Source organism: Myxococcales bacterium (genome assembly GCA_016720545.1).
Lineage (GTDB): Bacteria > Myxococcota_A > Polyangia > Polyangiales > Polyangiaceae > JAAFHV01.
Window position 1 is genome coordinate 78,328 of sequence record JADKKK010000005.1, and the last position, 24,109, is coordinate 102,436.

At 72.6% G+C, this 24,109-nt stretch carries 21 protein-coding genes; 15 read left to right on the forward strand and 6 right to left on the reverse strand.

The window, feature by feature from the left end; genetic code table 11:
* Position 1 precedes the first annotated feature (1 nt).
* Together IPQ09_12090 and IPQ09_12095 are read left to right on the forward strand one after the other, a co-directional pair.
* Positions 2-1,915, forward strand: coding sequence for a fructose-bisphosphatase class III (locus tag IPQ09_12090; protein ID MBL0194945.1), 1,914 nt, complete (start codon positions 2-4; stop codon positions 1,913-1,915).
* 130 nt (positions 1,916-2,045) lie between these two features.
* Positions 2,046-2,684 (forward strand): helix-turn-helix transcriptional regulator, encoded by a 639-nt coding sequence (locus IPQ09_12095; protein MBL0194946.1) that lies wholly within the window; start codon positions 2,046-2,048, stop codon positions 2,682-2,684.
* Between the two features lie 8 nt (positions 2,685-2,692).
* On the opposite strand, the gene IPQ09_12100 is transcribed toward IPQ09_12095, so the two are convergent.
* Both IPQ09_12100 and IPQ09_12105 read right to left on the reverse strand, forming a co-directional pair.
* Positions 2,693-4,204 (reverse strand): RtcB family protein, encoded by a 1,512-nt coding sequence (locus tag IPQ09_12100; protein ID MBL0194947.1) that lies wholly within the window; start codon positions 4,202-4,204, stop codon positions 2,693-2,695.
* Positions 4,201-4,953 carry a hypothetical protein gene (locus IPQ09_12105; protein ID MBL0194948.1) on the reverse strand — a complete coding sequence of 251 codons (753 nt, stop codon included), beginning with the start codon at positions 4,951-4,953 and terminating at the stop codon, positions 4,201-4,203. The genes IPQ09_12100 and IPQ09_12105 overlap by 4 nt, the downstream gene beginning before the upstream one ends.
* A gap of 136 nt (positions 4,954-5,089) precedes the next feature.
* Between IPQ09_12105 and IPQ09_12110 the strand changes: the two genes are divergently transcribed.
* From IPQ09_12110 to IPQ09_12130, 5 genes are read left to right on the forward strand one after another with little or no spacing between them, the layout of a single operon-like run.
* Positions 5,090-5,977, forward strand: a complete 888-nt coding sequence (locus IPQ09_12110; GenBank protein ID MBL0194949.1) for a sulfite exporter TauE/SafE family protein — start codon at positions 5,090-5,092, stop codon at positions 5,975-5,977.
* Entirely contained in the window at positions 5,974-6,318 is a 345-nt protein-coding gene (locus IPQ09_12115; protein ID MBL0194950.1) for a rhodanese-like domain-containing protein, read from the forward strand. The genes IPQ09_12110 and IPQ09_12115 overlap by 4 nt, the downstream gene beginning before the upstream one ends.
* Before the next feature lie 10 nt (positions 6,319-6,328).
* Complete coding sequence (locus tag IPQ09_12120; GenBank protein MBL0194951.1) at positions 6,329-6,931, forward strand: tRNA-(ms[2]io[6]A)-hydroxylase; 603 nt, start codon at positions 6,329-6,331, stop codon at positions 6,929-6,931.
* Positions 6,928-8,478 carry a hypothetical protein gene (locus IPQ09_12125; protein ID MBL0194952.1) on the forward strand — a complete coding sequence of 517 codons (1,551 nt, stop codon included), beginning with the start codon at positions 6,928-6,930 and terminating at the stop codon, positions 8,476-8,478. Before IPQ09_12120 ends, IPQ09_12125 begins: the two co-directional genes overlap by 4 nt.
* Positions 8,478-9,356, forward strand: a complete 879-nt coding sequence (locus IPQ09_12130) for a hypothetical protein (protein ID MBL0194953.1) — start codon at positions 8,478-8,480, stop codon at positions 9,354-9,356. Before IPQ09_12125 ends, IPQ09_12130 begins: the two co-directional genes overlap by 1 nt.
* A 57-nt stretch (positions 9,357-9,413) precedes the next feature.
* Here the strand turns inward: IPQ09_12130 and IPQ09_12135 are convergent, their stop codons facing one another.
* Positions 9,414-10,169, reverse strand: coding sequence for a hypothetical protein (locus IPQ09_12135; protein ID MBL0194954.1), 756 nt, complete (start codon positions 10,167-10,169; stop codon positions 9,414-9,416).
* Positions 10,170-10,250: 81 nt separating this feature from the next.
* Here IPQ09_12135 and IPQ09_12140 point away from each other — a divergent pair, with 81 nt between their 5' ends.
* The 4 genes from IPQ09_12140 to pap all read left to right on the forward strand — a co-directional run bounded on the left by IPQ09_12140 (position 10,251) and on the right by pap (position 16,616).
* Positions 10,251-10,913: a glutathione S-transferase family protein gene (locus tag IPQ09_12140; GenBank protein MBL0194955.1), complete on the forward strand. Its 663-nt coding sequence runs from the start codon at positions 10,251-10,253 to the stop codon at positions 10,911-10,913.
* A gap of 68 nt (positions 10,914-10,981) precedes the next feature.
* On the forward strand, positions 10,982-12,970 hold the full coding sequence (locus IPQ09_12145) for an ABC-F family ATP-binding cassette domain-containing protein (protein ID MBL0194956.1): 1,989 nt from the start codon (positions 10,982-10,984) through the stop codon (positions 12,968-12,970).
* A 94-nt stretch (positions 12,971-13,064) separates the two neighbouring features.
* On the forward strand, positions 13,065-15,056 hold the full coding sequence (locus IPQ09_12150; protein MBL0194957.1) for a protein kinase: 1,992 nt from the start codon (positions 13,065-13,067) through the stop codon (positions 15,054-15,056).
* Between the two features lie 69 nt (positions 15,057-15,125).
* Positions 15,126-16,616 (forward strand): polyphosphate:AMP phosphotransferase, encoded by a 1,491-nt coding sequence (gene pap, locus IPQ09_12155; protein ID MBL0194958.1) that lies wholly within the window; start codon positions 15,126-15,128, stop codon positions 16,614-16,616.
* A 46-nt stretch (positions 16,617-16,662) separates the two neighbouring features.
* On the opposite strand, the gene IPQ09_12160 is transcribed toward pap, so the two are convergent.
* The 3 genes from IPQ09_12160 to IPQ09_12170 form a co-directional block, all read right to left on the reverse strand.
* Positions 16,663-17,256, reverse strand: a complete 594-nt coding sequence (locus IPQ09_12160) for a hypothetical protein (protein MBL0194959.1) — start codon at positions 17,254-17,256, stop codon at positions 16,663-16,665.
* A 95-nt stretch (positions 17,257-17,351) separates the two neighbouring features.
* Complete coding sequence (locus tag IPQ09_12165) at positions 17,352-18,230, reverse strand: hypothetical protein (GenBank protein MBL0194960.1); 879 nt, start codon at positions 18,228-18,230, stop codon at positions 17,352-17,354.
* A gap of 97 nt (positions 18,231-18,327) precedes the next feature.
* Entirely contained in the window at positions 18,328-19,182 is an 855-nt protein-coding gene (locus IPQ09_12170; GenBank protein ID MBL0194961.1) for an SDR family oxidoreductase, read from the reverse strand.
* A gap of 84 nt (positions 19,183-19,266) precedes the next feature.
* Here IPQ09_12170 and IPQ09_12175 point away from each other — a divergent pair, with 84 nt between their 5' ends.
* The 4 genes from IPQ09_12175 to IPQ09_12190 all read left to right on the forward strand — a co-directional run bounded on the left by IPQ09_12175 (position 19,267) and on the right by IPQ09_12190 (position 24,004).
* Positions 19,267-20,706, forward strand: a complete 1,440-nt coding sequence (locus IPQ09_12175; protein MBL0194962.1) for a trypsin-like peptidase domain-containing protein — start codon at positions 19,267-19,269, stop codon at positions 20,704-20,706.
* A gap of 72 nt (positions 20,707-20,778) precedes the next feature.
* A complete protein-coding gene (locus IPQ09_12180; protein MBL0194963.1) occupies positions 20,779-21,774 on the forward strand; it encodes an NAD(P)-dependent oxidoreductase in 996 nt (331 codons plus the stop codon).
* The gene (locus IPQ09_12185; protein MBL0194964.1) at positions 21,771-23,192 is read left to right on the forward strand and encodes a hypothetical protein; all 1,422 of its coding nucleotides are present in this window, start codon (positions 21,771-21,773) and stop codon (positions 23,190-23,192) included. Before IPQ09_12180 ends, IPQ09_12185 begins: the two co-directional genes overlap by 4 nt.
* A gap of 35 nt (positions 23,193-23,227) precedes the next feature.
* Entirely contained in the window at positions 23,228-24,004 is a 777-nt protein-coding gene (locus tag IPQ09_12190) for a glutathione S-transferase N-terminal domain-containing protein (protein MBL0194965.1), read from the forward strand.
* Positions 24,005-24,109 lie beyond the last annotated feature (105 nt).

Sequence of the window (24,109 nt, forward strand, 5' to 3'; positions counted from 1 at the left end):
GATGTCCGAACCCATCGCGCTGCCGCTCCTCCGCGCGCTCGCCCGGCGCTACCCCACGGCGGACGCCGTCGTCGCCGAGATTGGGTATCTGGAGGGCATCCTCACCCTGCCGAAGGGCACCATTCACGTGGTCAGCGACGTGCATGGCGAGGACAAGAAGCTGAAACACATCGTGAACAACGCCTCGGGCAGCCTGCGCCCGCTCGCGACGCGCCTCTTCGCCGGGCGCCTCTCCCCGGAGGAGATCCGCGATCTCCTGGCCATCATTTATTATCCGCGCGAGGCCTACGCGTGGAACGCGGCGAAGCCCGGGTTCGAGCGCCGCGCGTTCCTCCTCGCCACCCTCGCGCGCGAGGTCGAGCTGCTCCGCCACCTCATGCAGGGCTACACCCTGCGCCACGCCGAGCGCCTGTTCCCGCCGGGCCTCGCGGGGCTCTTTCGCGAGCTCATCGCGGCGCGCGGCATCGAGCAGCGAAAGGCGTTCCTCGAGGCGCTGGTCGACCCCTTCGTGCGCAAGGGCCGCGACGTGGCCCTCCTCCGCGCCGCCGCCTACGTCATCCGGAACCTCTCGGTGGCGGAGCTCATCGTCGCGGGCGATCTGGGCGATCGCGGGCCGCGGCTCGATCGCGTCGTGAGCCTCCTCATGCGCCAGCCCCACGTGAGGGTCGTGTGGGGGAACCACGACGTGAGCTGGATGGGCGCGAGCCTCGGGAGCCCCGCGCTCATCGCCACGGTGCTCCGCATCTCGATCCGCTACCGACGCCTCACGCAGATCGAGGAGGGATACGGCATCAGCGTGGCGCCGATCGAGCGGCTCGCGCGCACCGTGTACGCCGATGACCCCGCCGAGCGCTTCGACGTGAAGGGCGAGGGGCTCCGCGATCCGCGGCTCATGGCGCGCATGCAGAAGGCCATGGCGATCATTCAGCTCAAGCTCGAGGGGCAGCTCAGCCGCCGTCGCCCCGAGTACGGCATGGAGCACCGACAGCTGCTCCACCGCATCGATCCGCGCGCCGGCACGGTCACCATCGACGGCGTCACGCATCCGCTGCTCGACACCTGCCTGCCCACGGTCGACCACGACGGAGATCCGTACGCGCTTTCGGCCGACGAGCAGGCCTGCATGGATCGGCTGCAAGCCTCGTTTCTGGCCAGCCCGACCCTCCGCGCGCAAATGGGCTGGCTCGCGCGCCGCGGGTCGATGAGCCTCTGCCGTGACACCACCGTCATCTTCCACGGGTGTGTGCCTGTCGACGAGGCGGGCCTACCCCTCTCTCTCGTCGTGGACGGCGAGCCTCGGAGCGGCCGCGAGCTCTTCACCGGGCTCGAGCGGACGGTGCACCGGGCCTTCAAAGGCCGCGCCTCCGCCGACGTCGACATGCTCTGGTATCTGTGGACGGGGCCGCGCTCTCCGCTCTTCGGCAAGGACCGAATGGCCACGTTCGAGTCGCACTTCATCGCCGATCGTGCCGCCGCGAAGGAGGTAAAGAATCCTTACTTTTCACTCCTCCACGAGCCGGAGTTCTGCGCGCGCATCTGCCGCGAGCTCGGGGTCGACGAGGCGCGGGGCCTCATCGTGAACGGGCACGTCCCGGTGAAGCTGGAGGCCGGCGAGTCGCCGGTGAAGCGCGGCGGGCGCGCGGTGACCATCGACGGCGCGTTCTCCGAGGCCTACGGCGACAAGGGGTTCACGTTGGTCATCGAGGCGGGGCGCACGGCGCTCGCCCAGCACCACCACTTCGAGTCGGTCGAGGAGGCCGTGGCGTCGGGCGCGGACATCATCCCCACGGTGACCACGCTCGCGTCGCACGAGCCCCCGCGCAGGGTGGCCGACACCGAGAAGGGCGAAGAGCTGCGGCGCGAGATCGCGGTGCTCGAGGCCCTCCTCGAGGCCTACGAGGGGAACCTGGTGTGAGCCCCGAGGGGGCGAACCAAGGTCCCGAGCCGGAGGCGAGGTGTCGCCATGAAGGTGCTCCGCGGGCAGGGGTGGAGCGAGGCGGCCCCTGCGGCTGTGCTACCGTCGGGCGCCGTTCTTGGAGGGTCGCGTGACGAAGGGCAAAGGAGCGGCGCCGGAGGCGCAGAGCGTGCGGCGCGGGCGCGGGGCCGAGACCCCGGGCGACGACCTTGGGGCGGCCGAGCTCGGGCGCCGCGTGGCCGACAAGCTCCGCGACACCCGGCGCGTTCGCGGCATGTCCCTCGACGACCTCGCCCGCGCCTCCGGCGTGAGCCGCGCGGCGCTCTCGCAGATCGAGACCCACAAGACGAACCCCACGCTCGCCCTCCTCTGGAAGATCGCCGTCGGCCTCGGCCTCCCCTTCGCGGAGCTCATCGGCGGGTCGAAGAGCGGCGCCGCGGTGCTGCGGCGCGCCGACGTGCAGGTGCTCCGTTCGCCCGACGGGAAGCTCGAGAGCCGCCCGCTCGCGCCGGCCGGCTCGTCGCCGCTCGTGGAAGTGTACGAGCTGCGCCTCGCGGCCCGCTCCATTTACGCGTCGGAGGCCCACGCGCCGGGCACGCGCGAGCTCGTGGTGGTGCTCACCGGCGCGCTCCGGCTGCGGCTCGGCGCCGAGGTGCACGACCTGGCCGCGGGCGACAGCGTGTCGTTCCTCGCCGACGCGCCGCACGTGTACGAGAACCCGGGCGCCTCCGAAGCGCGCTACCACGACGTCATCGTGTACGCGCGCTAGCGAGGGCCTCAGCGTCTACGGGCTCGCCGGGCCGCGTCTCGCTCTTTGTCGCGCGCGCGCTTCTCGCCCTTGTGCTCGCGCGCCACGTCGCGCCGGCGAGCCTCGTCGTTCCCCTTCAGCGAGGCGAGCGGGAAGAGCGTCTCCTCCACCCGCGCGAGGCCCGCGTCCGCGACCGCGCGCACCACCTCTTCGCTCGACTTGTAGCAGGCGTCCGACTCGTCGAGCGGCACCTCGAGGTCGGTGTTCACCACGATGCCGTCGCGGCGGTACTGCTCGTTCACTTTCTCCTGCGACAGCACGCGCTTCGCCTCGCCGCGCGACAGCCGGCGGCCCGCGCCGTGGTTCACCGAGAAGCCGCTCTTCTCCGCGCCCGGCAGCGGTCGCAAGATGAAGCTCTTGTCGCGGTTCGAGCCGGGGATGAGCACCGGGTGTCCCTCGACCTCCCAGGGTGTTCCCACGAGCGCCGGGTGCCCGCCGGGGAAGGCCCGCGTCGCGCCCTTGCGGTGGGTCCACACGGGGCCGTGCTCGGGGTGGTCCTCTGCTTGGACCAAATTGTGGCTGATCTCGTAGACCAGCTCGAGGTCCTCGCGAAACACCTTCCGGAAGGCCGCCGAGATCTCCTCGAAGAGCACGAGGCGGTTCACGATGGCGAAGTTCGCGCCCGCCGCCACCGCGTCGAGGTAGCCCTCGAAGTGCGGCGACTCGGGGGTGAAATAGCCCAGATCGAGCTCGCCCGGCTCCGCGCCCGCGGAGCGCTGCTCCTCGCGGTACAGCTCGAAGTAGTTCGTCGCGAGGCCGTGGCCGAAGCCTCGGCTGCCCGTGTGCACCTGCACGTGGAGCGTGCCCGAAGGCTCGCCGCGCTGCAGCTCGATGAAGTGGTTGCCCCCGCCGAGCGTGCCGAGCTGCTCGAGGCCGCGCTCGGGTGTGCCCTTGCCGCCCCACGGGATGTCCCAGGTGTCGCGCACGGGGAGCCGCTGCCGCTCCGCGCGGTCGCGGGGCGCCGCGGCCTCGCCTCGCAGCCTCGAGAGCTTCGCGGCGTAGTGCTCAGCGCCGCCCCGCACGATCTCTTGGAGCTCCGCCGGCGAGAGCGAGCGCCGGGAGCTCTGGCCGCCTGCGCCGAGCGCGACCCGCTTCGTGACCTCGGCGTTGAAGGCGAGCCTGCGGTCGTAGGTGGCGCGCTCGAACGGAACCTGGCTCTTCGCGCTCATCATGCCGCAGCCGATGTCGAAGCCCACGGGCCCCATGGCGACCGCGCCGCCGTCGCGCGACGTGAGGATCACCGAGCCCACGGGCACGCCGTAGCCCTGGTGCACGTCGGGGGTCACGCAGGCGAGCTTCGTGCCGGGGAAGCGCGTCGCGTTCACGATCTGCCGGTAGAGCGTGGGCTCGGCCTCGACGAGCAGCGCGCGCGTGAGGAAGAGGCGCACCGGCACCTCGCCCGTGTCGCGCGTGGCGAGGTCGAAGTACCCGTCGCGCGGCGCGGCGAGCTGCTTCCAGTGGCTCTCGTCCTGGAGCTTCACCGCGCGGTCCGCAGCGTGGTGACGACCGCCATCGCGAGGTCTTGCTGCCACGCCTCCGGGCGGTAGCTCGAGGGCTCGACGCGCGGGCGGAGCTCCTCGCCGATCGTGTCGAAGCGGGCGATGAGCGTGCGCTTGGGCGCGAGCTCGACCAAGACGACCGTGGCGTTGAAGCCGTGGGCCATGACGCGTTGCATGTAGGCCGCATGCGACGCGACCGTGAGCTTCTGCGAGCGTCCGGTGGCTTCGACGAAGGCGTCGCGCTTTCCGCCGGGGAACATGGGCGCCACGCCCTCGGCCTTGGCGGCCTCCACCAGGTCGTGCTGCAGGAGACGGAGCCGCCCGCGGAAGACGTAGGCCGGCGGCACCGCGCCGTCGCCGCCCTTCACCTCGAGGGGCGCCGCGCTGAGCTGCGAGGTGAGGACCACTCCGTTCTTCTCCTCGTCGAGGAGGAAGAGCTCGCCCGGGTAGCGCAGCTCGAGCTTCTCGCCGGGGAGCTTGGCCACCGACCACGTCGACTGCGCGGGGAGGGCGGCGTCGGGAGCGTCGGGCATCACCATGGCCGTGGGGGGAGGCACCACGAAGCCAAACGCGCTGCTGCTCGGCGCAGGCGCCGCGTCCTTCGCCGCGGCTGCGGGCCCGCTCCGATCGCACGCCGCGACGCCGAGCGCGCCGAGCGCGGCGAGCGCGGCGAGCGCGCCGAGGCGGGCGGACGATCGTTCGAGCGAGAGGCGAGGGGAAGGCGGCTGCATGCGCCTCGCAGAATAGCGAACCGTCGCGGCCCGTCACGCGCGGCGGCGCGTGCTCGGCGCCCGTCTTGCCGCCCCGAAGGAGCCCCACGGGGGCGATCCGAACCGGTCGCGGGTCGAATAGGCTCTCACGTGGTCCATGCTCGCCGTCGCCGCGCTCCTCTCCACCCTCATCGGGATCACGCTCGGCCTCCTCGGGGGAGGCGGGTCGATCCTCACGCTCCCCATGCTCGTCTACGTGGTGAAGCTCGACGCGCGCGAGTCCATCGCGAGCTCGCTCTTCGTGGTGGGCGTGACGAGCCTCGTGGGCGTGGTAGCGCACGCGCGCGCCGGAAACGTCGTGGGGCGCGTGGGCGCGGTCTTCGGCGTCGCGGGCATGGCGGGGGCCTACCTCGGCGGGCGGCTCGCGCACTTCGTCCCGGCGGCGGTCTTGCTCGGGGCGTTTGCGCTCATGATGCTCCTGACCTCTGCGGCGATGCTGCGGGGCAGGCGCACGGGTCACACCACGGAGCGCGAGCTCGCGGTCGCCAAGGCGCTCGGGCTCGGGTTCTCGGTCGGGGTCGTCGCCGGGCTCGTGGGCGCCGGGGGCGGCTTCTTGGTGGTGCCGGCGCTGTCGCTCATAGGCGGCCTCCCCATGCCCCGCGCGGTCGGCACGTCCCTGATGGTCATCGCGATGCAGTCGCTCGCCGGGTTCGCGGGGCACGTCGCGCACGTCTCCCTCCACCTGCCGCTCCTCGCGGTCGTCACCGCCGCGTGCGTCGCCGGCAGCCTGGTGGGCGCGCGCTTCGCGAGCCGCGTGAGGCCCGAGCTGCTCCGCAAGGGGTTCGGCTGGCTCGTGCTGGCGATGGGCGTGTTCCTCCTTGGAAAACAGCTCCCAGGGGCGCTCCGCGACGTGGGCATGCCGATCGCCTTGGCCCTTGTCCTGGTGGTGGCCGCCGTGTCGCTCGCGCGCGGGAGGGCGGCTGCGCCGGGCCATGCTACACCCCTGCTACACCCCCCGGAACCCGCGGAGAATAAACCTGTATGATACACGAGTCTGCCACCCCGAACGCCCTGGGCTACCGCGACATCACGCCGGCCGCCGTCGTCGCCGCTGCAGGCAAGGTTCGCGTCGTCGACGTGCGCGAGGCCCACGAGTTCGTGGGCGATCTTGGCCACCTCGACGGGGCCGAGTCCGTCCCGCTCGCGACTGTGGAGGCCGCGGCGGCGGGTTGGGACAAGGCCGCCGAGCTCGTGCTCGTGTGCCGCTCGGGCGGTCGCTCGGGCCGGGCCGCGACGGTCCTCGCCCAGCTCGGCTTCACCAAGGCCATGAACATGGTCGGCGGCATGCTCGCCGTCAACGAGGCGAAGCTCCCCGTCGTGCGGTAGAACGCGCCCGATGTTGTGCCTCACGATTGCTACCGATCCGGGGTGGGTGCGCGCCGCCGCGGCGGATCTCGAGGGCGTCCTCGTGGACCACGCCCACTGCGAGCTGAAGGCCGCGACCCACGCGCTCTCGCTCGTCGCGAGGCACCCCGGCAACCTCCCTCTCGTGCGCGCGCTCACGGCGCTCGCCCGCGAGGAGCTCGATCATTTCGAGAGGGTCGTGGGGTTCCTCCAGCAGCGCGGTGTGCCCCTCAGCCATCCCCCGGTGGACGCGTACGCGGCCGCGCTCCGCGCGGAGTGCAAGGCCTTGCCTCGCGACGGCACGCCGCTCCTCGTCGATCGCCTGCTCGCGGCGGCGCTCATCGAGGCGCGCTCGTGCGAGCGCTTCAAGCTGCTCCGTGACGTCGTCGAGGGCGACGACGAGCTGCGCTCCTTCTACGACGAGCTCTTCGTGTGCGAAGCGCGCCACTTCGCGACTTACCGAGAGCTGGCCGTGCGCGCGGCGCTCGGCGACGAGGCCTTGGTGGCGCGGCGCCTGGGGCTGCTCGCGGCCGCGGAGGGCGACATCGTCGAGCGCCTCGCCGAGAACGAGGCGCGGAGCACCGTGCACGGATGAGCGACGCGCAAGATCCCCTGGTCGTCGCCGCGCGCGACGTCGAGCGCGGCGCTCGCGCGCTCGAGCGCGGTCGCCTGGGCCTCGTGGCGTACGCGTCCGGCGGCGCCGGGGCGATCGAGGCCGAGCTCCCCGCGTGCCCGCTCGAGCCGCTCCGCCGCGTGTCCGGGCGGCGCGCGTACGACGCTTTGGTCCTCGCGGCGCCCGGCCACGGCGCGTCGGCGCTCCCGGCGTCCCTCGCCCGGTGGGTCGCACATCTCACGCTGGCGCGGGTCGGGTGGGACCTCGAGGCCGACGAGGCGAAGGCGCTCCGACCCCCGCCGGGCGCGGAGGAGCCCGCGGCCGAGCTGCCCGGGCCCGCGCTGCTCGAGCGGCTCGCCCTCGACTCGTCCGGCGGGCTCACTGGGCTCACCGAGCGCGCCGCGCGGATCGCGCCGCGGGTGCACGCGGCCCGCGAAGCGCGGCGCGAGAGGCTCGAGGAGACCGCCCGCCGGCTCGGGCTGCCCGGGAGGTTCGGGCGCGCCATCCTCCAGCGGGAGCTCGTGCCGGGCGCCGCGGGCCCGACGCCTCCCGGCGGGACCGACGCGCCATCGTCACTCGTCGTCGGCGTGTCCGCCGACCTCATCGCCGTGCTCGCCGCGGAGCTCTCCCTCGCGCCGCGAGCCGCCCCCGACTCCAACCTGCCCGGCGTGACGGAAGCCGACCTCCGCGCCGCGGCAGAGCGCCTCCTGCAGGCGACCGACGGCCTCGCGCGCGCCGTGGTCGGCCGCGCGCACAAGGCGCGCACCGGGGGCGCGGGGCTCTCCGCGTTCGACGCCCTCCGCGCGTCCCTCGGGCGCGACGCCGCCGGGGTCGACTGGCCCGCGCGGCTCACGCTCGAGTGGCTCCACGCGCGCTTCGCCGCGCTCGGCGGGCGGGCGCGCCCCTCCGCGCGCGTCCCCCGTCCCCTCGGCGCCGGGAGCTTCCTCCTCGCGGCCGCGCGGTACGGTGAGGCGCTGCACCGCGAGGAGAGCCTCCGGTACGCGCCCTTCGCGCTGGCCCACGATCCCTATTTCGTCGACGCCCACCGAACCGGCGCGCTGCTCGCGCTGTGCATCGCTTCGCGGCCGTTCCTCGCGCGCGAGCTCGGCGCCGGGCGGGGCCCGGCCATCGACGCGTCGAGGGTGCTCGCGGTGAGCCTGCTGTTCGCGCTTCGCGATCGCGCGACCGCGATGCTCGTCGCCCTCGACGGGCCGCGCTCCCCGGCGGCGCGCAGCTCGGACGACGCCGTTGGCGGCCCCCACGCGGCCGCCGCCTATCTCAGCCCGCGCGTGTCCGACGACGAGCCCGCGCGCTTCGTCGCGGCCCTCACCTCGCGCGAGCACCACGACGCGCTCGTCTCGGCCTTCGACGACGACTACTACCGCAACCCCCGCGCGGCGCGCGCGCTCCGCGCCCGCTTCGCGCTGCCTGCGCTCGCGACCACCTTCGTCGGCGTGCCGCTCGACGGCGCCGCGCTCGCCGAGCGCGCGTCGACCGTCGCGTCCTCCCTTGAGCGGGAGCTCGGCTGATGGCACATCGCGTTCGCCTCGCCAGCGTCGGCGCCCTCCTCGCGCTCGCGGCCGCGCTGGGCTCCTCGAGCGGGCACGCGGCCTCGCAGCGAGAGGTCGGCCCGCTGCCGTTTCTCCCGAGCGTCGCGCGCGTCCGCGTCGGGGTGACCAAGGATCGGGTGGTCGTCACCCACTCCCTCACGTTGCCACGCGGCGACTGGAAGGGCGGCGACCTCGACCTCTACTTCGCCTTCGGAGGTCCGGGCGCCCCGCTCGCGCTCGACGCGCACCTGCACCACGTCGCCGACGGAGAGCTGGAGGCCCACGCCGCCGCGGGCGGGCCGGTGACCTATACGCGCGTCCCGCGTCGCCCGCCCACCGCGCACCCGCTCATCGGTCGTCCGCACATGGCCGGGGTCGTTCTTCACGTGAAGGACGACGCCTTCCGGGCCGCCGCGGCCGACGGCATGGCCGAGCTCCGCGTGCGTGCGCTTTACATGCTTCCGGTGGAGAGCGAAGACCACGGGCACGAGCTGCGCGTGCGCCTCGGCGCCTCGGGCGGAGCCCCGCTCACGCTGGCGCGCGTCCAGGTGGGCTCGCTCGAGCGGGACCTCACGGTGGCGCGCGCCGAGGCGCGGATGTGCGGGCCCGACGCCGAGGGGCGCCCCTTGGCCGTGCTCGGCGCTCCGAAGGTCCCCGCGGCGGCGACCACCGCGACCTCAGGCGCGGCGCTCGCCGGCAACGTCCCATCGCCGCTCGCCGTGCCCGTCCCGCCGATCGCGCCAATCGCACCGTCGCTCGCCGTGCGGCACGTCTCCGACGACGTCTGCGTGCGGGTGTGGACCGCCGCGAGCGCGGAGGCCGTTCGCGCCGCGGAGCCCGCCCAGAAGGACCGATAGGGCCGGGAGGGCCGTGCCGCGTCCCGTGCGACACGTCGCCTGGGTCCCCCGAGGATCTCAGGGGACCTTCGTCCACTCCTCTTGCGCGCCCGGCGAGCGCGGGAACGTGAGGGTGAACACGGGCGTGCCGCCCACCACCGTGGACTGCAGCGAGCCGAGGTCGGTCTCGCCGATGCGGCCCGGGTCGCACATTTCGACGCGCGAGAACGAGGTGCCGCCGCCCCGGAGCCACGCCGTGCCTTGGACCTTGACGCCGACGTCGCCGGGGGCCGCCCGCTTGAACACGAGGCTGCGCATCATGAGGTCGCCGCCTGGGGTCGTGAACACCTCGGCTGATCCGATGATGTAGGTCTGCGTGCAGTAGAGCCCGCGGGTGGCGCCGGTGAGGTTGTAGATGCCGGGGACGATCGTTCCGCCCGGGCTCACGGCCGAGGGGTTCGCCTGGCACCTGGTGACGAAGGCGGTGGAGGACAGCGCGCCCGGGACGCAGGCGATGTTCGGCGCCGCGTCGCCCCCCGCGTCGCCCCCCGCGTCGACCGTCGCGTCGGGGGGCGCGGCGGCGTCGGGCGGAGCGGCGGCGTCGGGGGGCGCGGCGGCGTCGGGAGGCGGAGCGGCGCCGTCGGTGGGAGGCGGGGTCGCGCCGTCGGTGGGCGCCGTCGCGGTCGTGGTGCCCGTCGCGGTCGTCGTGCCGGTCGGCGTCGTCGCCGCGTCGCCGGCGGACTGCGGATCGTCGCCTACGCAGGCCGCGGCCCCGCCCGCGAGGAGCACTCCGACAGCCGCGAGTGTGAGGACGAGCGTCTTCCGGGTGTACATGCCGAACAACCTACCAGACCGCTGGCCTCGATCAATCCGCGCACTGTTGTCGCTTCGGGGCACGCCGCGTAGCGTGTCGAAATGCTCCTCTATTCGCTGCCGCTCTCTCCGTACTCCGCGCGTGTGCGAGCGGCGATTTACTCGAAGGGGTTGAACGTCGACATCCAGCTCCCACCGCCCGACTGGCGCACGTCGCCCGAGTTCCGCGACATCAGCCCGTTCGCGCGCATTCCCGTGTTGCTCCTCGACGACGGGACGCCTCTCGCCGAGTCCGGCGTGATCGTCGAGTATCTGGAGGAGGCGTTCCCGGAGACCCCGCTGCTCCCGGTGGGACCCGCGGCGCGTGCGCGCGTGCGCTTCGTCACGGAGGCCATCGACGCCTACGTCATGGCGCCGATCATGTCGCTCTTCTTTCTCCTCGACGCCCCTGCTCGCGACGAGGCCGCGCTCCAGAAGGGCTTCTTGAAGCTCGAAGACGGGCTCACGCGGCTCGACGCCCTGATGGCGCATGGTCACCGCTTCGTCTGCGGCGAGCGTGTCACGCTCGCCGACGTCTGGCTCACACCGGTCCGCTTCTCGCTGGACGGCCTGATGGACTTCGCGCAGCGCACCGATCTCCTCAAGGGCCACCCCCACGTCCGGGGTTACGTCGCGGCGATCCGGTCGGACGGGGCGCTCGGGCGCGTGTGGCAAGAGATGGTGGACGGGTTGGCCGCTTTCTACGCGGCGCGCGCGGCGACCTGACGCCGGGGTCCGGCGCCGGCCCGGATCTGCGCGCGCGGCCCGGGCAAGCAGGCTAGGTTCTGCGCGCCATGATTGGGATCTCGCAGCTCGGCAAGTCGTTCGGTGGTCGCACCCTCTTCGAGGGCGTCACGCTCCAGCTCAACGCGGGCTCGCGCTACGGGCTGGTGGGCGCCAACGGCTCGGGGAAGACCACCCTCCTGCGTGTCGTGTCGGGCGACGAGCCGGCCAGTGAGGGCAGCGTCACGCTCCCGAGCGGCGCGAGCATCGGCGTGCTCCGCCAGGACCACTTCCTCGACGACGCGGAGCCCATCCTGAGCGTCGCGATGCGAGGGGACGCCCAGGTGTGGGCGCTCCTCGAGGAGCGCACGCGCATCATCGATCACGGGGAGGGCGAGCCCGAGCGCCTCGCCGACATCGAGATTGGGCTCGGCAGCCGCGACGGCTACACGCTGGAGGCGCGCGCGACCGCCATCCTCGTGGGGCTCGGAATCCCCGCCTCGTCGCACCCGCTGCCGCTCGCCACGCTCTCGGGCGGCTTCAAGCTTCGCGTGCTGCTCGCGCAGGTGCTCGTCGGCGGGCCCGACGCCCTCCTGCTCGACGAGCCGACGAACCACCTCGACATTCTGTCGATCCGCTGGCTCGAGAAGTTCCTCGCCGCCTACCGCGGGGCGGCGCTGGTCATCTCCCACGATCAACGCTTCCTCGACAACGTGGCCACGCACATCCTCGATGTCGACTACCAGACCGTCACCTCCTACACCGGCAACTACAGCGCCTTCGTCGTCGAGAAGGCCGCCGCGCGTGCGCGCAAGGAAGACGAGATCGCGCGCGCCGAGAAGATCATCGCGGAGAAGCGAGCCTTCGTGGAGCGTTTCGGCGCCAAGGCGACCAAGGCGAAGCAGGCGCAGAGCCGCCTCAAGCAGATCGAGCGCATCGAGGTGGAAGAGCTCGCCCAGACCTCGCGCCGGGCGCCGGTGTTTCGCTTCACCCCCGAGCGGCCGAGCGGGCGCGACGTTCTCGAGGTCGAGGCCGTCTCGAAGAGCTATGGCGAGAAGCGTGTGCTCACGGACGTCTCGCTCACGCTCCGCCGCGGCGAGCGCATCGCCGTGATCGGTCCCAACGGGCTCGGCAAGTCGACCCTGCTCAAGATCATCATGCGCGAGCTCGAGGCCGACGCGGGAAAGGTGCGCTTCGGTCACGAGGTGCGCGCGGGCTACTTCGCCCAGGACCACCACGACGTGCTCCGCAACGGCTCGATGACCCCCCTCGACTTCATGTGGGAGGCGTGTCCGGCCGAGGCGACGAGCTACGTCCGAGGACAGCTCGGGCGGGTCTTGTTCTCGGGTGACGACGCGAAGAAGCCCATCGGGTCGCTCTCGGGAGGCGAGGCCGCGCGGCTCGTGTTCGGGCGTATCGCGGTCGAACGACCCAACCTCCTCGTGCTCGACGAGCCGACGAACCACCTCGACCTCGAGGCCATCGCCGCGCTCGTCGAGGCGCTGCGCGCCTACGAGGGCACGCTGCTGTTCGTCTCGCACGACCGGTGGTTCGTCTCGCAGGTCGCGACGCGCATCTTCGAGCTCACTCCGGAGGGACCGCGTGACTTTCCGGGCACGTACGACGAGTACCTCGAGCGCTGCGGCGACGATCACCTCGACGCCGACGCGGTCGTCTTGAAGGCCAAGGCCGCACCCCGTGAACCCCGCGACAGCACACCGCCCCGTCGCGGCGCGGTCGAGGCGCCGAGCGCCGAGCCCACGCTCTCCTGGGAAGAGCAGAAGCGACGGCGAAACCAGCGAAACGCGCTGCCCGCGCGCCGCGACAAGGTGCTCGCCGCCATCGAGCAGGCCGAGGCCCGTCGTCGCGCGATAGCCGAGCTCTACTCCACGCCCTCGTTCTTCGAGGTGACGCTGGACGCAGGGAGCGGGCGCGAGGTGCAGCGGCTCGAGCGCGAAGACGCGGAGCTGGCCGCCAAGATCGATGCCTGGATGACCGAGTGGGAGGCGATCGAGGCGGAGCTCAGCCAACTCGGGGGCGAGGCCAGCCCAACGTCCTGAAGCGCTCGCCCCGCGCCAGGTCTGGCCAGATGGCCAGCGACCGTCGAGACCTCTTGCCCTGTCCGTGGTGCCGTCGCGTGCTATCCCTGAGGGGATGACCTCCGGCGCCCCCCCCTCCCTCGTGGGCCGCACCATCGGTGGCAAGTACTCGATCGTAAAGCGAATTGCGGTGGGTAGTATGGGCGAGGTCTACGGGGGAGTGGGCCCCGACGGCGCGGCGGTCGCGGTGAAGCTCATGTCGGCCTCGGCCAGCGATCTGATGGGCAAAGAGGCCCAGGTCCGCTTCAACCGCGAGTGCTCCATCACCGCGGGCCTTCGCCACCGTCACGTGGTGTCGGTCCTGGACGGAGGCGTCGACGACGCCCTCGGCGTCGGCTACCTCGCGATGGAGCTCATGCGCGGCGAGGACCTCGAGAAGACCCTCGCGCGCACGGGCCCGCTGCCGGCCCCCGTGGCCGCGCGCATCGTCGCCGATGCGGCCCGCGGCATGGCGGCGGCGCACGCCCTCGGGATCGTGCACCGCGACCTCAAGCCCGCGAACATCTTCCTCGACGTGGAGGGCAACGCCGTCGTCGTGAAGGTCTGCGATTTTGGCATCTCGAAGCTCGTCGACTCCGGCGTTTCGGAGGTCACCTCCACCCGATCGGCGCTCGGCTCGCCCCTCTACATGTCTCCAGAACAGCTCCTGTCGCCGAAGCTCGTGGACCACAGGGCCGACGTGTGGGGGCTCGGCATGGTGCTCTACTACGCGCTGAACGGGGCTCCCGCCTTCCCTCGGAACGTCAGCCTCCCCGCCCTGGCGATCGCGCTCACGAGCAACGGCGTCCCTGCGCTCCGCGACACGGCGCCGTGGGTGTCCGAGGCGCTGGCCGCGGTGGTCCACAGGGCGCTCGCGCGCGATCTTGGGACCCGCTTCGCAGACGCCGCTCAGTTGGCCGCCGAGCTCGAGCCGCTCGCGGGCCCGCCCATCCTCAGGTCGGACCAGCTCGTGGCCCTCTCTGTCCACACACGCGCGGCCGTGGCGCGCGTCGACGAGGCGCCGTCGAGCGAGCACGCGCCGCTCTCCGTGGGGTACACGGGCCGAACCGTCGGCGGTCGCTACGACCTCGGGGCGGAGCTCCGCGCGCTGCCTCACGGCACGCTGTACGCCGCGCGGCGCGGCCGCACCCCGTGCGAGGTCGCCCTCTTCGATGGCGCGACCGGCCCCCGCGCGGAGGCGCGCAGGGCGCGCGCGCGCGCCCTGCGGGAGGTGCAGAGCTCACTGTCGCTCGGCGTGCTCGACGTCGGCGTCGACGGCGATCAGACCTTCGTCGCCACCGAGGCGAGCGCTGACGTGACCCTCGCCGCGCGCCTCGCGCAGGGGCCGCTCGAGCTCGCCGCCGCGTACAAGGTCTTCTCCGCGGTCGCCGCTGCGCTCGCGCCGCTCCACGCCCGCGGGCTCGTGCATGGCCACGTGAGCCCCGAGGTCGTCTACCTCGGGGCAGGGGCGACGGCGCGCCTCGGTGGGCTCTTCCACGCCGAGCCGGCCGTCATCGCGGGAGACGAGGCCGAGGGCGTGCAGCTCGCGGACGCGCCGCCGGAGCCCGCGGCCCGCTGCATGTCGCCCGAGCAGGCGCGGCGGGCCGTCGTGCTCACCCCCGCCACCGACGTGTGGAGCTTCTCGGTGACGCTGCTCGAGGCGCTGTCGGGGAAGAACCCGTACGCCAACGCCCCCACGTTGGGCACGCTCATCCTGATGCTCTGCACGCAGACTCTCCCCTCCACGGCGAGGCTCAAGCACGCGCCGGCCGCGCTCCGCGAGGCGCTCGATCGGGGCCTCGCGCGGACGCCCGCCGAGCGGGCCCCCGACCTCCGCGGGCTGACGCAGGTCCTCGAGCAGCTCGGCGCGGACGACGACGACCCCTCCGACATGGTCAGGGGCCCATCCACCGTCCGCGCTCTGCGCGTCGAGGTCGCCCCATCGCCGGAGTCCGCGCCGGTCGCGCCGTCCGCCGTCCCTTCGGGCAAGGCGGCCCCGATCGGGCTGGCGCTCGGGATCGCCGCCCTCTTCCTCCTTGTCGCGATCGGGTGGCTGCTCGCGCGGTGAGCCGCAGAGGCGCAGTTTCTGCGCACTTGAACCGCGGTCGTGGCCCGCGAAAGTGGCTATCCTCGGCTTATGTTCGAATCAGCCGAGCTCGGTCACGCCATCGACGACGCCACCTTCAAGAAGCGCGCGGCCACCCTCCGCGCCGACCTCCTCGACGCCCAGTACGACCTCATCGAGAAGCACACCTTCCCGGTGATTATCCTCATCAATGGGGTCGACGGTGCGGGCAAGGGCGAGACCGTGAACCTGCTGAACGAGTGGATGGACACACGGCACATTCAGAACCACGCCTTCGGGCCGCCCACCGAAGAAGAGAGCGCGCGGCCGCTCATGTGGCGCTACTGGCGCGCGCTCCCGCCCAAAGGCAAGATCGGCGTGCTGTTTGGCAATTGGTACACCCAGCCCATCGTGGGGCGCGCCACCTCCAGACTCTCGAGCGAGGCGCTCGACGTCGAGATCGGTCGCATCAACCGCTTCGAGCGCATGCTCTGCGACGAGGGCGCCCTCGTCCTCAAGTTCTGGTTTCACCTCTCGAAGGATGCACAGAAGAAGCGACTCAAGGCCCTCGCCAAGAGCAAGGCCACGCGCTGGCGCGTGACCAAGACCGACTGGAAGAACCTCGCGCGCTACGACCGGTTCGCGAAGGTCTCGGAGCGCGTTCTCCGCCAGACCAGCACCGGCGATGCGCCGTGGATCGTGCTCGAGGGCGCCGACGCGAACTACCGAACGCTCACCGTGGCGACGCAGATCTTGAAGAGCCTGAGGGAGCGGCTCGGCGCGACCGTCCCGAAGGGCAAGGCCCAGCCCCATGCGGCGAACGTCCCGCCGCTCCTGCCCTCGGTCGACGGAGTGCGCATTCTCCAGACCTTGGATTACCAAGGCACGCGTCTCGGCAAGGCGCGCTTCGAGAAGGGGCTCCCGAAGATGCTCGGTCGCCTGAACGCGCTGAGCCGCCGTCTCGGCGATCGCTCGGTCGTCCTGGTCTTCGAGGGCAACGACGCCGCCGGGAAGGGCGGCACCATCCGCCGCATCACCTCGGCGCTCGACGCCCGGCAATACTCGGTGATCCAGGTCGCGGCCCCCACACAAGAGGAGCGCGCGCAGCCCTACCTCTGGCGCTTCTGGCGGCACTTGCCCGGGCGCGGCCGCTTCACCATCTACGACCGCTCGTGGTACGGCCGTGTGCTCGTCGAGCGGGTCGAGGGCTTCTGCGCGCAGGGCGCGTGGAGCCGCGCCTACAGCGAGATCAACGACTTCGAGCTGCAGCTCTCGACCCACGGCGTGGTGGTCGTGAAGTTCTGGCTCGCGGTCACCAACGACGAGCAGCTCCGTCGCTTCAAGGAGCGCGAGACCACCCGGTTCAAGCGCTTCAAGATCACAGACGAAGACTGGCGCAACCGCGACAAATGGGACGCCTACGAGATCGCGGCGTGCGACATGATCGATCGCACGAGCACCTCGTACGCGCCGTGGACCCTCATCGAGGCCAACGACAAGCACTACGCCCGGCAGAAGGCTCTGGAGACTTTGTGCACGCGCCTCGAAGGTTCGCTCGGGTGAGCTCCACGGGCCTGCCTGCCGGCGAGCGCCGTCGGCCCGCGCGCGCCTACTGACCGCCGCAGGTCAGGAAGGGGCGACCGCTCTGCTCGACGCACCTGGCGGGAGACGCCGCGCAGCGCGCCGGCCCGTTCGCCTGGACGCACGCGCAGGTCCACTGTCGCTCGCACGCCTTGGGGTAGTCCATGCACGCGTACGAGGTGCCGCCGCCGTCGACGCCTGAGGCCTGCGCTTGGCAGTACTGCGTGCCCGGGCACGTGCTCGAGCCGCACGGCACGGTCTGGCAGGGGCACCGCAGCTGCAACAGCTCCCAGGTGCCCTTCGTAGCGTCGCACACGACCTGGGGCAGGCAGCAGCCGTCGATCTTGTCGCAGCTCTTCTGGCCGCTCGTGCACGGCGTCCCTACCGTGGGCGCTTGGACGCACGTGCTCGCGTCGCCACCCTCGGGCGAGCCGTCGACCGGGCTGGCGTCGACGGGAGGCGGCGCCGTGTCGGGTGCGTCGGTCGCGGAGGTCGCGTCGGTGCTGGCGTCCGCCGGCGTGGTGCCGCCGTCGTCCGCGACGCTCGTGGTGCCCCCGCACGCGGCGAGGGCCGTGGCGATGGAGGCGGCGAGGGCGATGGCGAGCGCGTAGCGAGTCTTCATGGGCGTCCAATGGCAAGAAGCGAGCGGCGCGAAAAGTCCGCGAAATAGGTAGGATGTAATGTCAAAGTGCGCCAGGCGCGATCTCGGCGTCGCGCTCACGGCTTGAAGTCGTACACCTTGCTGCCGATGGTGACGCGCTCGACGGTCACCTTGCGTGCGGCGAGGTTGTTCGAGTCCCCGAGCACCAGCAAGATCGCGGGCATCACGGCACCCCGCGGCATCCCGTTGTCGCCGGTGTCGCCGTTCCAGAGTCGCGCCGCCGCCGGCGCGCTCGTGAGCGGGAGCGGCGTGCTGCTCAGGTGCGAGAACAGGCCGCACTTCAGCGGTCCCGGCGGCGTGCCCGCGCCAACGATCTTGAAGACCGGATCGGCCGGGTTGATCGCGACGTCGGTCATCGCGCCGGTGTCCAAAGCCAGGCCGGGGAGCGCCTCGGGATCGACCACCACGATGCCGTCGACGGCGTCGTTCCAGGTCCCGTCGCCGTCGCAGTCGACCTGGAGGTTCAGGTAAAAGAACGGCGTGCCCTGGTCACGGCGTGCCCGCACCACGATCGGCCCGAGCGCGCTGAGCGGCGTGCCGTCGTGGCCCGCGAAGCCGAGGAACGCCTTGTTGCCGGCGCCCGGTCCGTTGAAGGCGCCCGGCGGGTTCGCGGCGCTCGGCAGCGTCTCGAACGCCAGGCCCTCGGGCGTGAGCGTGTGGGCCGCCGAGTTCACGTCCACGGCGGCCGTGCCCGGCGGGAGCCCCCCCGAGTCGGTGCTCGCGTCGACGATCACGGGCCCGTCGACCCTCGCGTCGGCGCTCGCGTCGGCGCTCGCGTCGACCGAGGGCGTCACGGGTGGGACCGAGCCGCTCGGCGGGGGCGCGGGCAGCTGCGTGGGCGCCGGCGAGGGGGTGTCGGAGGCGACCTTTCCGCCGCACGCCCCGGCGAGTGTCAGCCCGGAGGAGACGGCGATCCAGCGGACGAGCTTACGCATCCCAACTTCCTCTCTTGGTAGCCTAGACTCTCAGAGTGCCAGTGAGGACGAGAATGTCAACGAATCCGCTGCACGCCAGGCCGCCGAGCGGAGCTCGTCAGCGGGCGAGCGCCCCCGCGATGAGCTCGCTCGAGCGCGCGAAGAGCTCCTCGCCCACGCCGGGGACCTCCGCGGCCCGGTTCACGCGGGCCTCCCGCTCCGACTTGTAGTACTTGCCCGAAGACCCCGCGAGGGCCGGATCGGTCGCGCAACGCACCTGTGTCCGCGCGCCTTCCTCGTTGGTGAGCATGAAGAGCTTCATGATCGACCGCACCGGCCACGGCACCTCGCGCCACACGTCGGACGCGACCACCCCGGGGTGCAGCGAGTAGGTCGTGATGCCAGTGCCCTCGAGGCGCTTCGCGAGCTCCCTCGCGTGGACCACGTTCATGAGCTTCGATTCACTGTAGAGTGCAAGTACCTTCCGCGGCGACGACAGCGGCTGGGTCACGTGGGACCAGTCGATGCCCTTGGCGCTGAGGTGTGAGTCGCTGGCCACGTTGACGACGCGCGCCGCGCCCGCCTCGCGCAGCCGCGGCAACAGCAACTCGGTGAGGTAGAAGGGGCCGATGTGGTTCGTGCCCGTCGTGATCTCGAAGCCGTCCTCCGTGGCGCCCGTGCTGCCGGCGAGGCCCGCGTTGTTGACGAGCACGTCGAGCTTCTTGCCCGAGTCGAGGAAGGTCTTCGCGCACCGCTCGACCGAGCGGAGCGACGCGAGGTCCAGCGACGCGAGCGAGACCTGCGCCTCCGGCAGCTCGGCGCGCAGCTCGGCGAGCACGGCCGCGGCCTTCTCATGGGACCGCGAGGCGAGCACGACCTCACCGCCGCGCCGCGCGAGCGCGAACACCGTGGCCTTGCCGAGGCCCGTGTTGCCACCCGTCACGAAGTAGGTCTTGCCTTCGAGGTCTCGCATCGCGCCACGGTACCCGCGCGCCCGTCGCGTAGCTAGCCGGCGCTAAACTGGCGAACTCGCGCGCGCTGCGGGACAATCGCGCCCATGGCCCTCCGACACCTCGCCGTCCACGCGTCGACCGCGCTGTGCGCGCTCTTGCTCGCGGCGTCGCCCGCCCACGCGCAGCCGCGCGCACCGGCCCCGCCCGCGGCCCCGCCCGTGCATGCCCCGCAGGTGCCGCAGGCGCAGAGGGCCGCACAGCAGCCGCAGACCCCGGCGGAGGCGCGCAAGCTCTCCGACGCGTTCGTGCAGGTCGCCGATCGCGTGAGCCCGAGCGTGGTGCAGATCGACGTCACCGCGAGGGAAGAGCCCGACGCGGTGATGAAGCTGTTCGGCCGCGGCGGCGACTCGCCCATCGCGCGGGGCACGGGCTCCGGCGTGGTCTTCACGCCCGACGGCGCCATCCTCACGAACAACCACGTCATCGAGAGCGCGCTGTCGATCGGCGTGCGCCTGCGCGACGGGCGCTTCCTCCCAGCGACGCTCGTCGGACGCGATCCGGGAACCGACCTCGCGGTCATTCGGGTCGACGCGAAGGGCTTGCCCGCCGCGCGCTTCGCCGACTCCGACGCCGCGCGCGTGGGCGAGTGGGTCGTGGCGATCGGTTCGCCCTTTGGCCTCGGCTACTCCGTCACGACGGGCGTGCTCAGCGCGAAGGGGCGGGGCGGCCTCGGCATGAACGTCATCGAGGACTACCTCCAGACCGACGCGAGCATCAACCCGGGCAACTCGGGCGGTCCGCTGTGCGATCTCGAGGGGCGCGTCCTCGGCGTCAACACGATGATCGTCGGCCGCGGCAGCGGAATCGGCTTCGCGGTGCCGTCGAACATGGCGCGGCGCGTGGCCGAGCAGCTCCTCCGCACCGGCAAGGTCGAGCGCGCGTGGATCGGCGTGGGCATTCAAGACCTCACCCCGGAGCTCGCGGCCGCGATGCGTCTCGACGCGGGCGCGGGCGCACTCGTCAACTCCGTCAACCCCGACGGCCCCGCGCAGCGCTCGAACCTGAAGCCCGGCGACGTCATCGCCGCCGTCGACGGCAAGGCGGTGCACGACGGGCGTGAGCTCATCCGCGAGGTCATCGCGCGCGAGGTCGGTAAGGTGGTGCCCCTCGAGGTGCTCCGCGAGGGCAAGCGCTACACGAGCCAGATCACCCTCGCGGCGCGCCCGGAGCCGCGCGCCGACGCGCTCCCCATGCAGCGGCCCGCCACGCCACCCTCAGGCCTCGGCCTCACCGTGCGCGATCTCACCGCCGAGCAGGCCGCGGCCGCCGGGCTTCGCCCCAAGCCCATCGCGGCCGTGGCCGCCCTCGTGCCGGGCTCGGCCGCCGATCGCGCCGGCCTGAAGGCGGGCGACGTCATCGTCGAGGTCGACGGCCACGCCGACCCCACGGCGGTTCACGTGCAGGAGGCCGCGCGCGACGGACAGATCCTCGTGCGCCTCAAGCGCAAGACCGCCTCGTTCTACGCGGTGGTGAAGCGACAGTAAGCTTGATTGACTAATGTCACGTGGACGGCCGCTCGGGGCGCCGCGAGCGCGGAAGTTTGCTAGAGAGGCGCCATGAAGGTCCTGGTCACCGGAGCGAGCGGGTTTCTCGGGAGCCACGTCGCGGAGCGCCTCGCGACGGCGGGCCACGACGTGCGCGTGCTCGTGCGCCGCACGTCGAACCGCAAATTCCTGGAGACCCTGCCTCGTGCGCGCATCGAGTTCGCCGAGGGCAGCGTGGAAGACGCGGCGCGGGTGGAAGAAGCGGTCGTCGGCGTCGACGCCATCGTCCACTCCGCCGGGGTCGTCAAGGCGCTCACCGCGGCCGACTTCCACACCACGAACGTGCAGGGCACCCAGAACCTGCTCGAGGCGGCGCGCAAGCTCGTTCGCGCGGGCGGCGCGCTGCGGCGGTTCGTGCAGGTCTCGAGCCTCGAGGCCTCGGGCCCCTCGCGCGATGGCGAGCCTGTGTCGCTCGCGCAAGAAGAGCCCTGCACCGAGTACGGGCGCTCCAAGCTCGCCGCCGAGAAGGCCTGCCTCGCGCTGAAGGACGAGCTGCCCATCACCATCCTGCGGCCCACCGCCATCTACGGTCCTCGCGACAACGAGCTGCTCGAGGCGTTCCGCGCGGTGAAACGTCGGGTGCTCCCGCTCACCGGCGACGGCACCACGAAGTACACCTTCGTGTACGGGCCGGACTGCGCGGAGGCGTGCATTCGCGCGCTCGACGCCGAGGTGCCCAGCGGATCCATCTACTTCGTCGCGGACGGCGACGTGTGGGAGCAGCGCGCCTCGATGATGAAGATCGAAGACGCCCTCGACCAGCGCGCGCTCATGCGAGCCGGCGTCCCCTTCGGCGTGATGCGCGCGGCGGCGTTCTTCGTGGAGGCCTACGGGAAGGCCGCGAAGAAGCCGGTGATGCTCACGCGGGAGAAGGTCGCCATGCTCGAGAACCACTTCGTGTGCGACGCCGCGGCCACGCGCGCTGCGCTCGGATGGGAGCCCGAAGTGCGTTGGCCCGAGGGCACTCGCCTCACCGCCAAGTGGTACCTCGAGCACGGCTGGCTTTGAGCGCGTCGCGGGGGCGCGCGCGGCCGTGGGCTCGCCCCGCGGGCCTCGTCGCGCTCGTCGCGCTCGTCGCGCTCGCGCTCGGCCTCCCGGGGTGCCGCGGCTGCTCTCCCCTCGGTCGCCGCAACGTTCGGTTCGACGGTGGGGCGGGCGACCCCGTCGCCGTCGATCCGGGCGCGCTCTCGCCCGAGCTCCGCTTCGAGGCCACCCCCGACACCGCGACGCCGCCCACCACGCCGAAGGCGAGCGAGCAAAGGCGGCCGAGCTTCGCCCCCGCGAGCGAGGGCTACGGGCCCTCCCTCACCGAGGCGCGCGCAGAGCGCCTCTACGAAGAGCTCCTCGGCGCCCCGCGGCCACTCGGGGAGGGCGCCGTCGGCATGCTCGTCTGCCACTTCGAGACGGCCGCTCGCGTGCGGCAGGGGCTCAGCGGCCTCATCGGCGCATACACCACCCCCACGGTGACTCTCGACGTCGACCTCGGCGACGCGCACCTCGCGCGCGCCGGGGCGTCCGGCACGGCGCACGTGGGGTTCACCGTCCCGCTCGTGACCCTCGGCCCGAAGAGCGTGTTCGTCGTCTCGGCCCTCGGCGCGAAGGTGCCCGTGGCGCTGTCGCCGCGCGGGCTCTTCGAGGGCCGTCGCGAGGAGCACAAGGTCGCGTGTGCGCTGCTGCCCCACGCCGAGGTCGAGGCGCGCCTCGGCGCCGAGCTGCCGGCCGCGACTCGCGCGCTCCGCAACGCCGCGCTCGACGCGCACCTCGTCGACGCGAACGTGCGCGGGTTCGGGCAGGCGAAGCTCACGGGTGAGCTCACGAGGCAGACGAGCTCGCTCGCCGCCCTCGTGGGCTGGGCCGATCCGCGCGTCGCGCGACGCACCGAGTGGGGCGAGCGGATCCTCCGGCACCACCGCGCCCAGGTGCTCACGGAGCTGGCCAAGTGGCCCGCGGCGAGCACCACGCTCGAGGGTGTGGGCACACTGGCCCCGGCCGCCAACCACCCCCCTTGCAGCAAGAAGGAGCTCGACGCCGCCAGCGCGATGGTCGCCGAGATCTTCCGGCCGCGCGACGCGTGTGCGTTTCGTGTCTCGATCACGGCCGCGCCCGACACCACGCTCGTGGCCGACGTGTTCTTCAAGAACACCAAGCCCGAGGTCGTCGCGGACGTGGTGCTCGACGACGGCGAGGTGCTCGAGAGCGCATGGACTCTCCCCGAGGGCGCGGCGTTCCGCCAGTCCCCCGAGGGCCACAACGCGCGCACGCTCGCGCCGGGCGCCGCGGGCTACCTCCACTTTGGCGTCGATCTCGCGCGTCGCGTATCGCTTGGCCGCGCGCGTGCGCTCGTGGTGCGCGCGGGCGAACATGCTTCGCTCGTGCCCGTCGGCTCGGGCGCGGCGGACGCGGGCGGGGCTCCAGACGCCCGGTAGCCGGCGCCCGCGCTGCGGGGTGATACAACCACCGCATGGTCGAACTGCTCGGGCTCGTCTACTCACCCTGGACGGAGAAGGCGCGGTTCGCGCTCGACGCGCGGCGCGTCCGGTTCCGCTTCCGCGGCTACACGCCGCTCCTTGGGGAGCCCGCGCTGCGCCTCAAGACGCGGCGGTTCACCGGCGCGGTGACGGTGCCCGTGCTCACGCGAGACGACGGCGTCGTGCTCACCGACTCGCTCGCCATCGCGCGCTGGGCCGACACGCAGGGCGCGGGCCCTCGCCTCTTCCCGCCCGAGCGAGAGGCTGAAATGATCAATCTTGTTGATCTTTCGGAGCGCGCGCTCGCCGCGGGCCGAGGCCTCTCGCTGCTGCGCATGCTGGACGACAGCGAGGCGCTGAGGGAGATGGTCCCGAGGGCCGTGCGGCGCCCGCTCGGCCCGCTCGCGGGCGCGCTCGGCCGCGCAGGGGTGAAGCGCACCCTCGCGAAGTACGGCGTGTGTGGCGCGGCCCGCGAGCCGCACGCGTCCGAGCTCGCGCGCTGCCTCGACGCCCTCCGCGAGGCGCTCGCGGCGGCGCCGCCCCCCGAGGCCTCACCGACCGCACCGAAGGCGCCCCGCACCCTGCTCGGCGAGCTCACCTTCGCCGACATCGCGATGGCGCAGGCGCTCGCGTTCGTCGAGCCGCCGGCGTTCGGGCTCCGCCTCGGCCACGCCAGCCGGCGCAGCTTCACCGACCCCGGGCTCTCGGCGCGGTACGCCGATCTGGTGACGTGGCGCGACGCGCTCTACGAGACTCACCGGCCTCGGTGACGGGCTCGCCCCTCGCGCGAGCCTCGACGCGGGCGTGCGGGAACGCAGGACGCCCGCCTCGAGCCTGCGCCGCAGCGAGGCGACGAGGCGACGAGGCGCGTCGCG

What these genes read in the sequence shown, in the direction of transcription:
- IPQ09_12135 (MBL0194954.1), bottom strand. Translation starts at nt 10,169, where the DNA reads ATGTACACCCGGAAGACGCTCGTCCTCACACTCGCGGCTGTCGGAGTG.
- IPQ09_12105 (MBL0194948.1), bottom strand. Translation starts at nt 4,953, where the DNA reads ATGCAGCCGCCTTCCCCTCGCCTCTCGCTCGAACGATCGTCCGCCCGC.
- IPQ09_12180 (MBL0194963.1), top strand. Translation starts at nt 20,779, where the DNA reads ATGAAGGTCCTGGTCACCGGAGCGAGCGGGTTTCTCGGGAGCCACGTC.
- IPQ09_12110 (MBL0194949.1), top strand. Translation starts at nt 5,090, where the DNA reads ATGCTCGCCGTCGCCGCGCTCCTCTCCACCCTCATCGGGATCACGCTC.
- IPQ09_12165 (MBL0194960.1), bottom strand. Translation starts at nt 18,230, where the DNA reads ATGCGTAAGCTCGTCCGCTGGATCGCCGTCTCCTCCGGGCTGACACTC.
- IPQ09_12145 (MBL0194956.1), top strand. Translation starts at nt 10,982, where the DNA reads ATGATTGGGATCTCGCAGCTCGGCAAGTCGTTCGGTGGTCGCACCCTC.
- IPQ09_12160 (MBL0194959.1), bottom strand. Translation starts at nt 17,256, where the DNA reads ATGAAGACTCGCTACGCGCTCGCCATCGCCCTCGCCGCCTCCATCGCC.
- IPQ09_12175 (MBL0194962.1), top strand. Translation starts at nt 19,267, where the DNA reads ATGGCCCTCCGACACCTCGCCGTCCACGCGTCGACCGCGCTGTGCGCG.
- pap (MBL0194958.1), top strand. Translation starts at nt 15,126, where the DNA reads ATGTTCGAATCAGCCGAGCTCGGTCACGCCATCGACGACGCCACCTTC.
- IPQ09_12115 (MBL0194950.1), top strand. Translation starts at nt 5,974, where the DNA reads ATGATACACGAGTCTGCCACCCCGAACGCCCTGGGCTACCGCGACATC.
- IPQ09_12125 (MBL0194952.1), top strand. Translation starts at nt 6,928, where the DNA reads ATGAGCGACGCGCAAGATCCCCTGGTCGTCGCCGCGCGCGACGTCGAG.
- IPQ09_12150 (MBL0194957.1), top strand. Translation starts at nt 13,065, where the DNA reads ATGACCTCCGGCGCCCCCCCCTCCCTCGTGGGCCGCACCATCGGTGGC.
- IPQ09_12170 (MBL0194961.1), bottom strand. Translation starts at nt 19,182, where the DNA reads ATGCGAGACCTCGAAGGCAAGACCTACTTCGTGACGGGTGGCAACACG.
- IPQ09_12140 (MBL0194955.1), top strand. Translation starts at nt 10,251, where the DNA reads ATGCTCCTCTATTCGCTGCCGCTCTCTCCGTACTCCGCGCGTGTGCGA.
- IPQ09_12190 (MBL0194965.1), top strand. Translation starts at nt 23,228, where the DNA reads ATGGTCGAACTGCTCGGGCTCGTCTACTCACCCTGGACGGAGAAGGCG.
- IPQ09_12130 (MBL0194953.1), top strand. Translation starts at nt 8,478, where the DNA reads ATGGCACATCGCGTTCGCCTCGCCAGCGTCGGCGCCCTCCTCGCGCTC.
- IPQ09_12090 (MBL0194945.1), top strand. Translation starts at nt 2, where the DNA reads ATGTCCGAACCCATCGCGCTGCCGCTCCTCCGCGCGCTCGCCCGGCGC.
- IPQ09_12120 (MBL0194951.1), top strand. Translation starts at nt 6,329, where the DNA reads ATGTTGTGCCTCACGATTGCTACCGATCCGGGGTGGGTGCGCGCCGCC.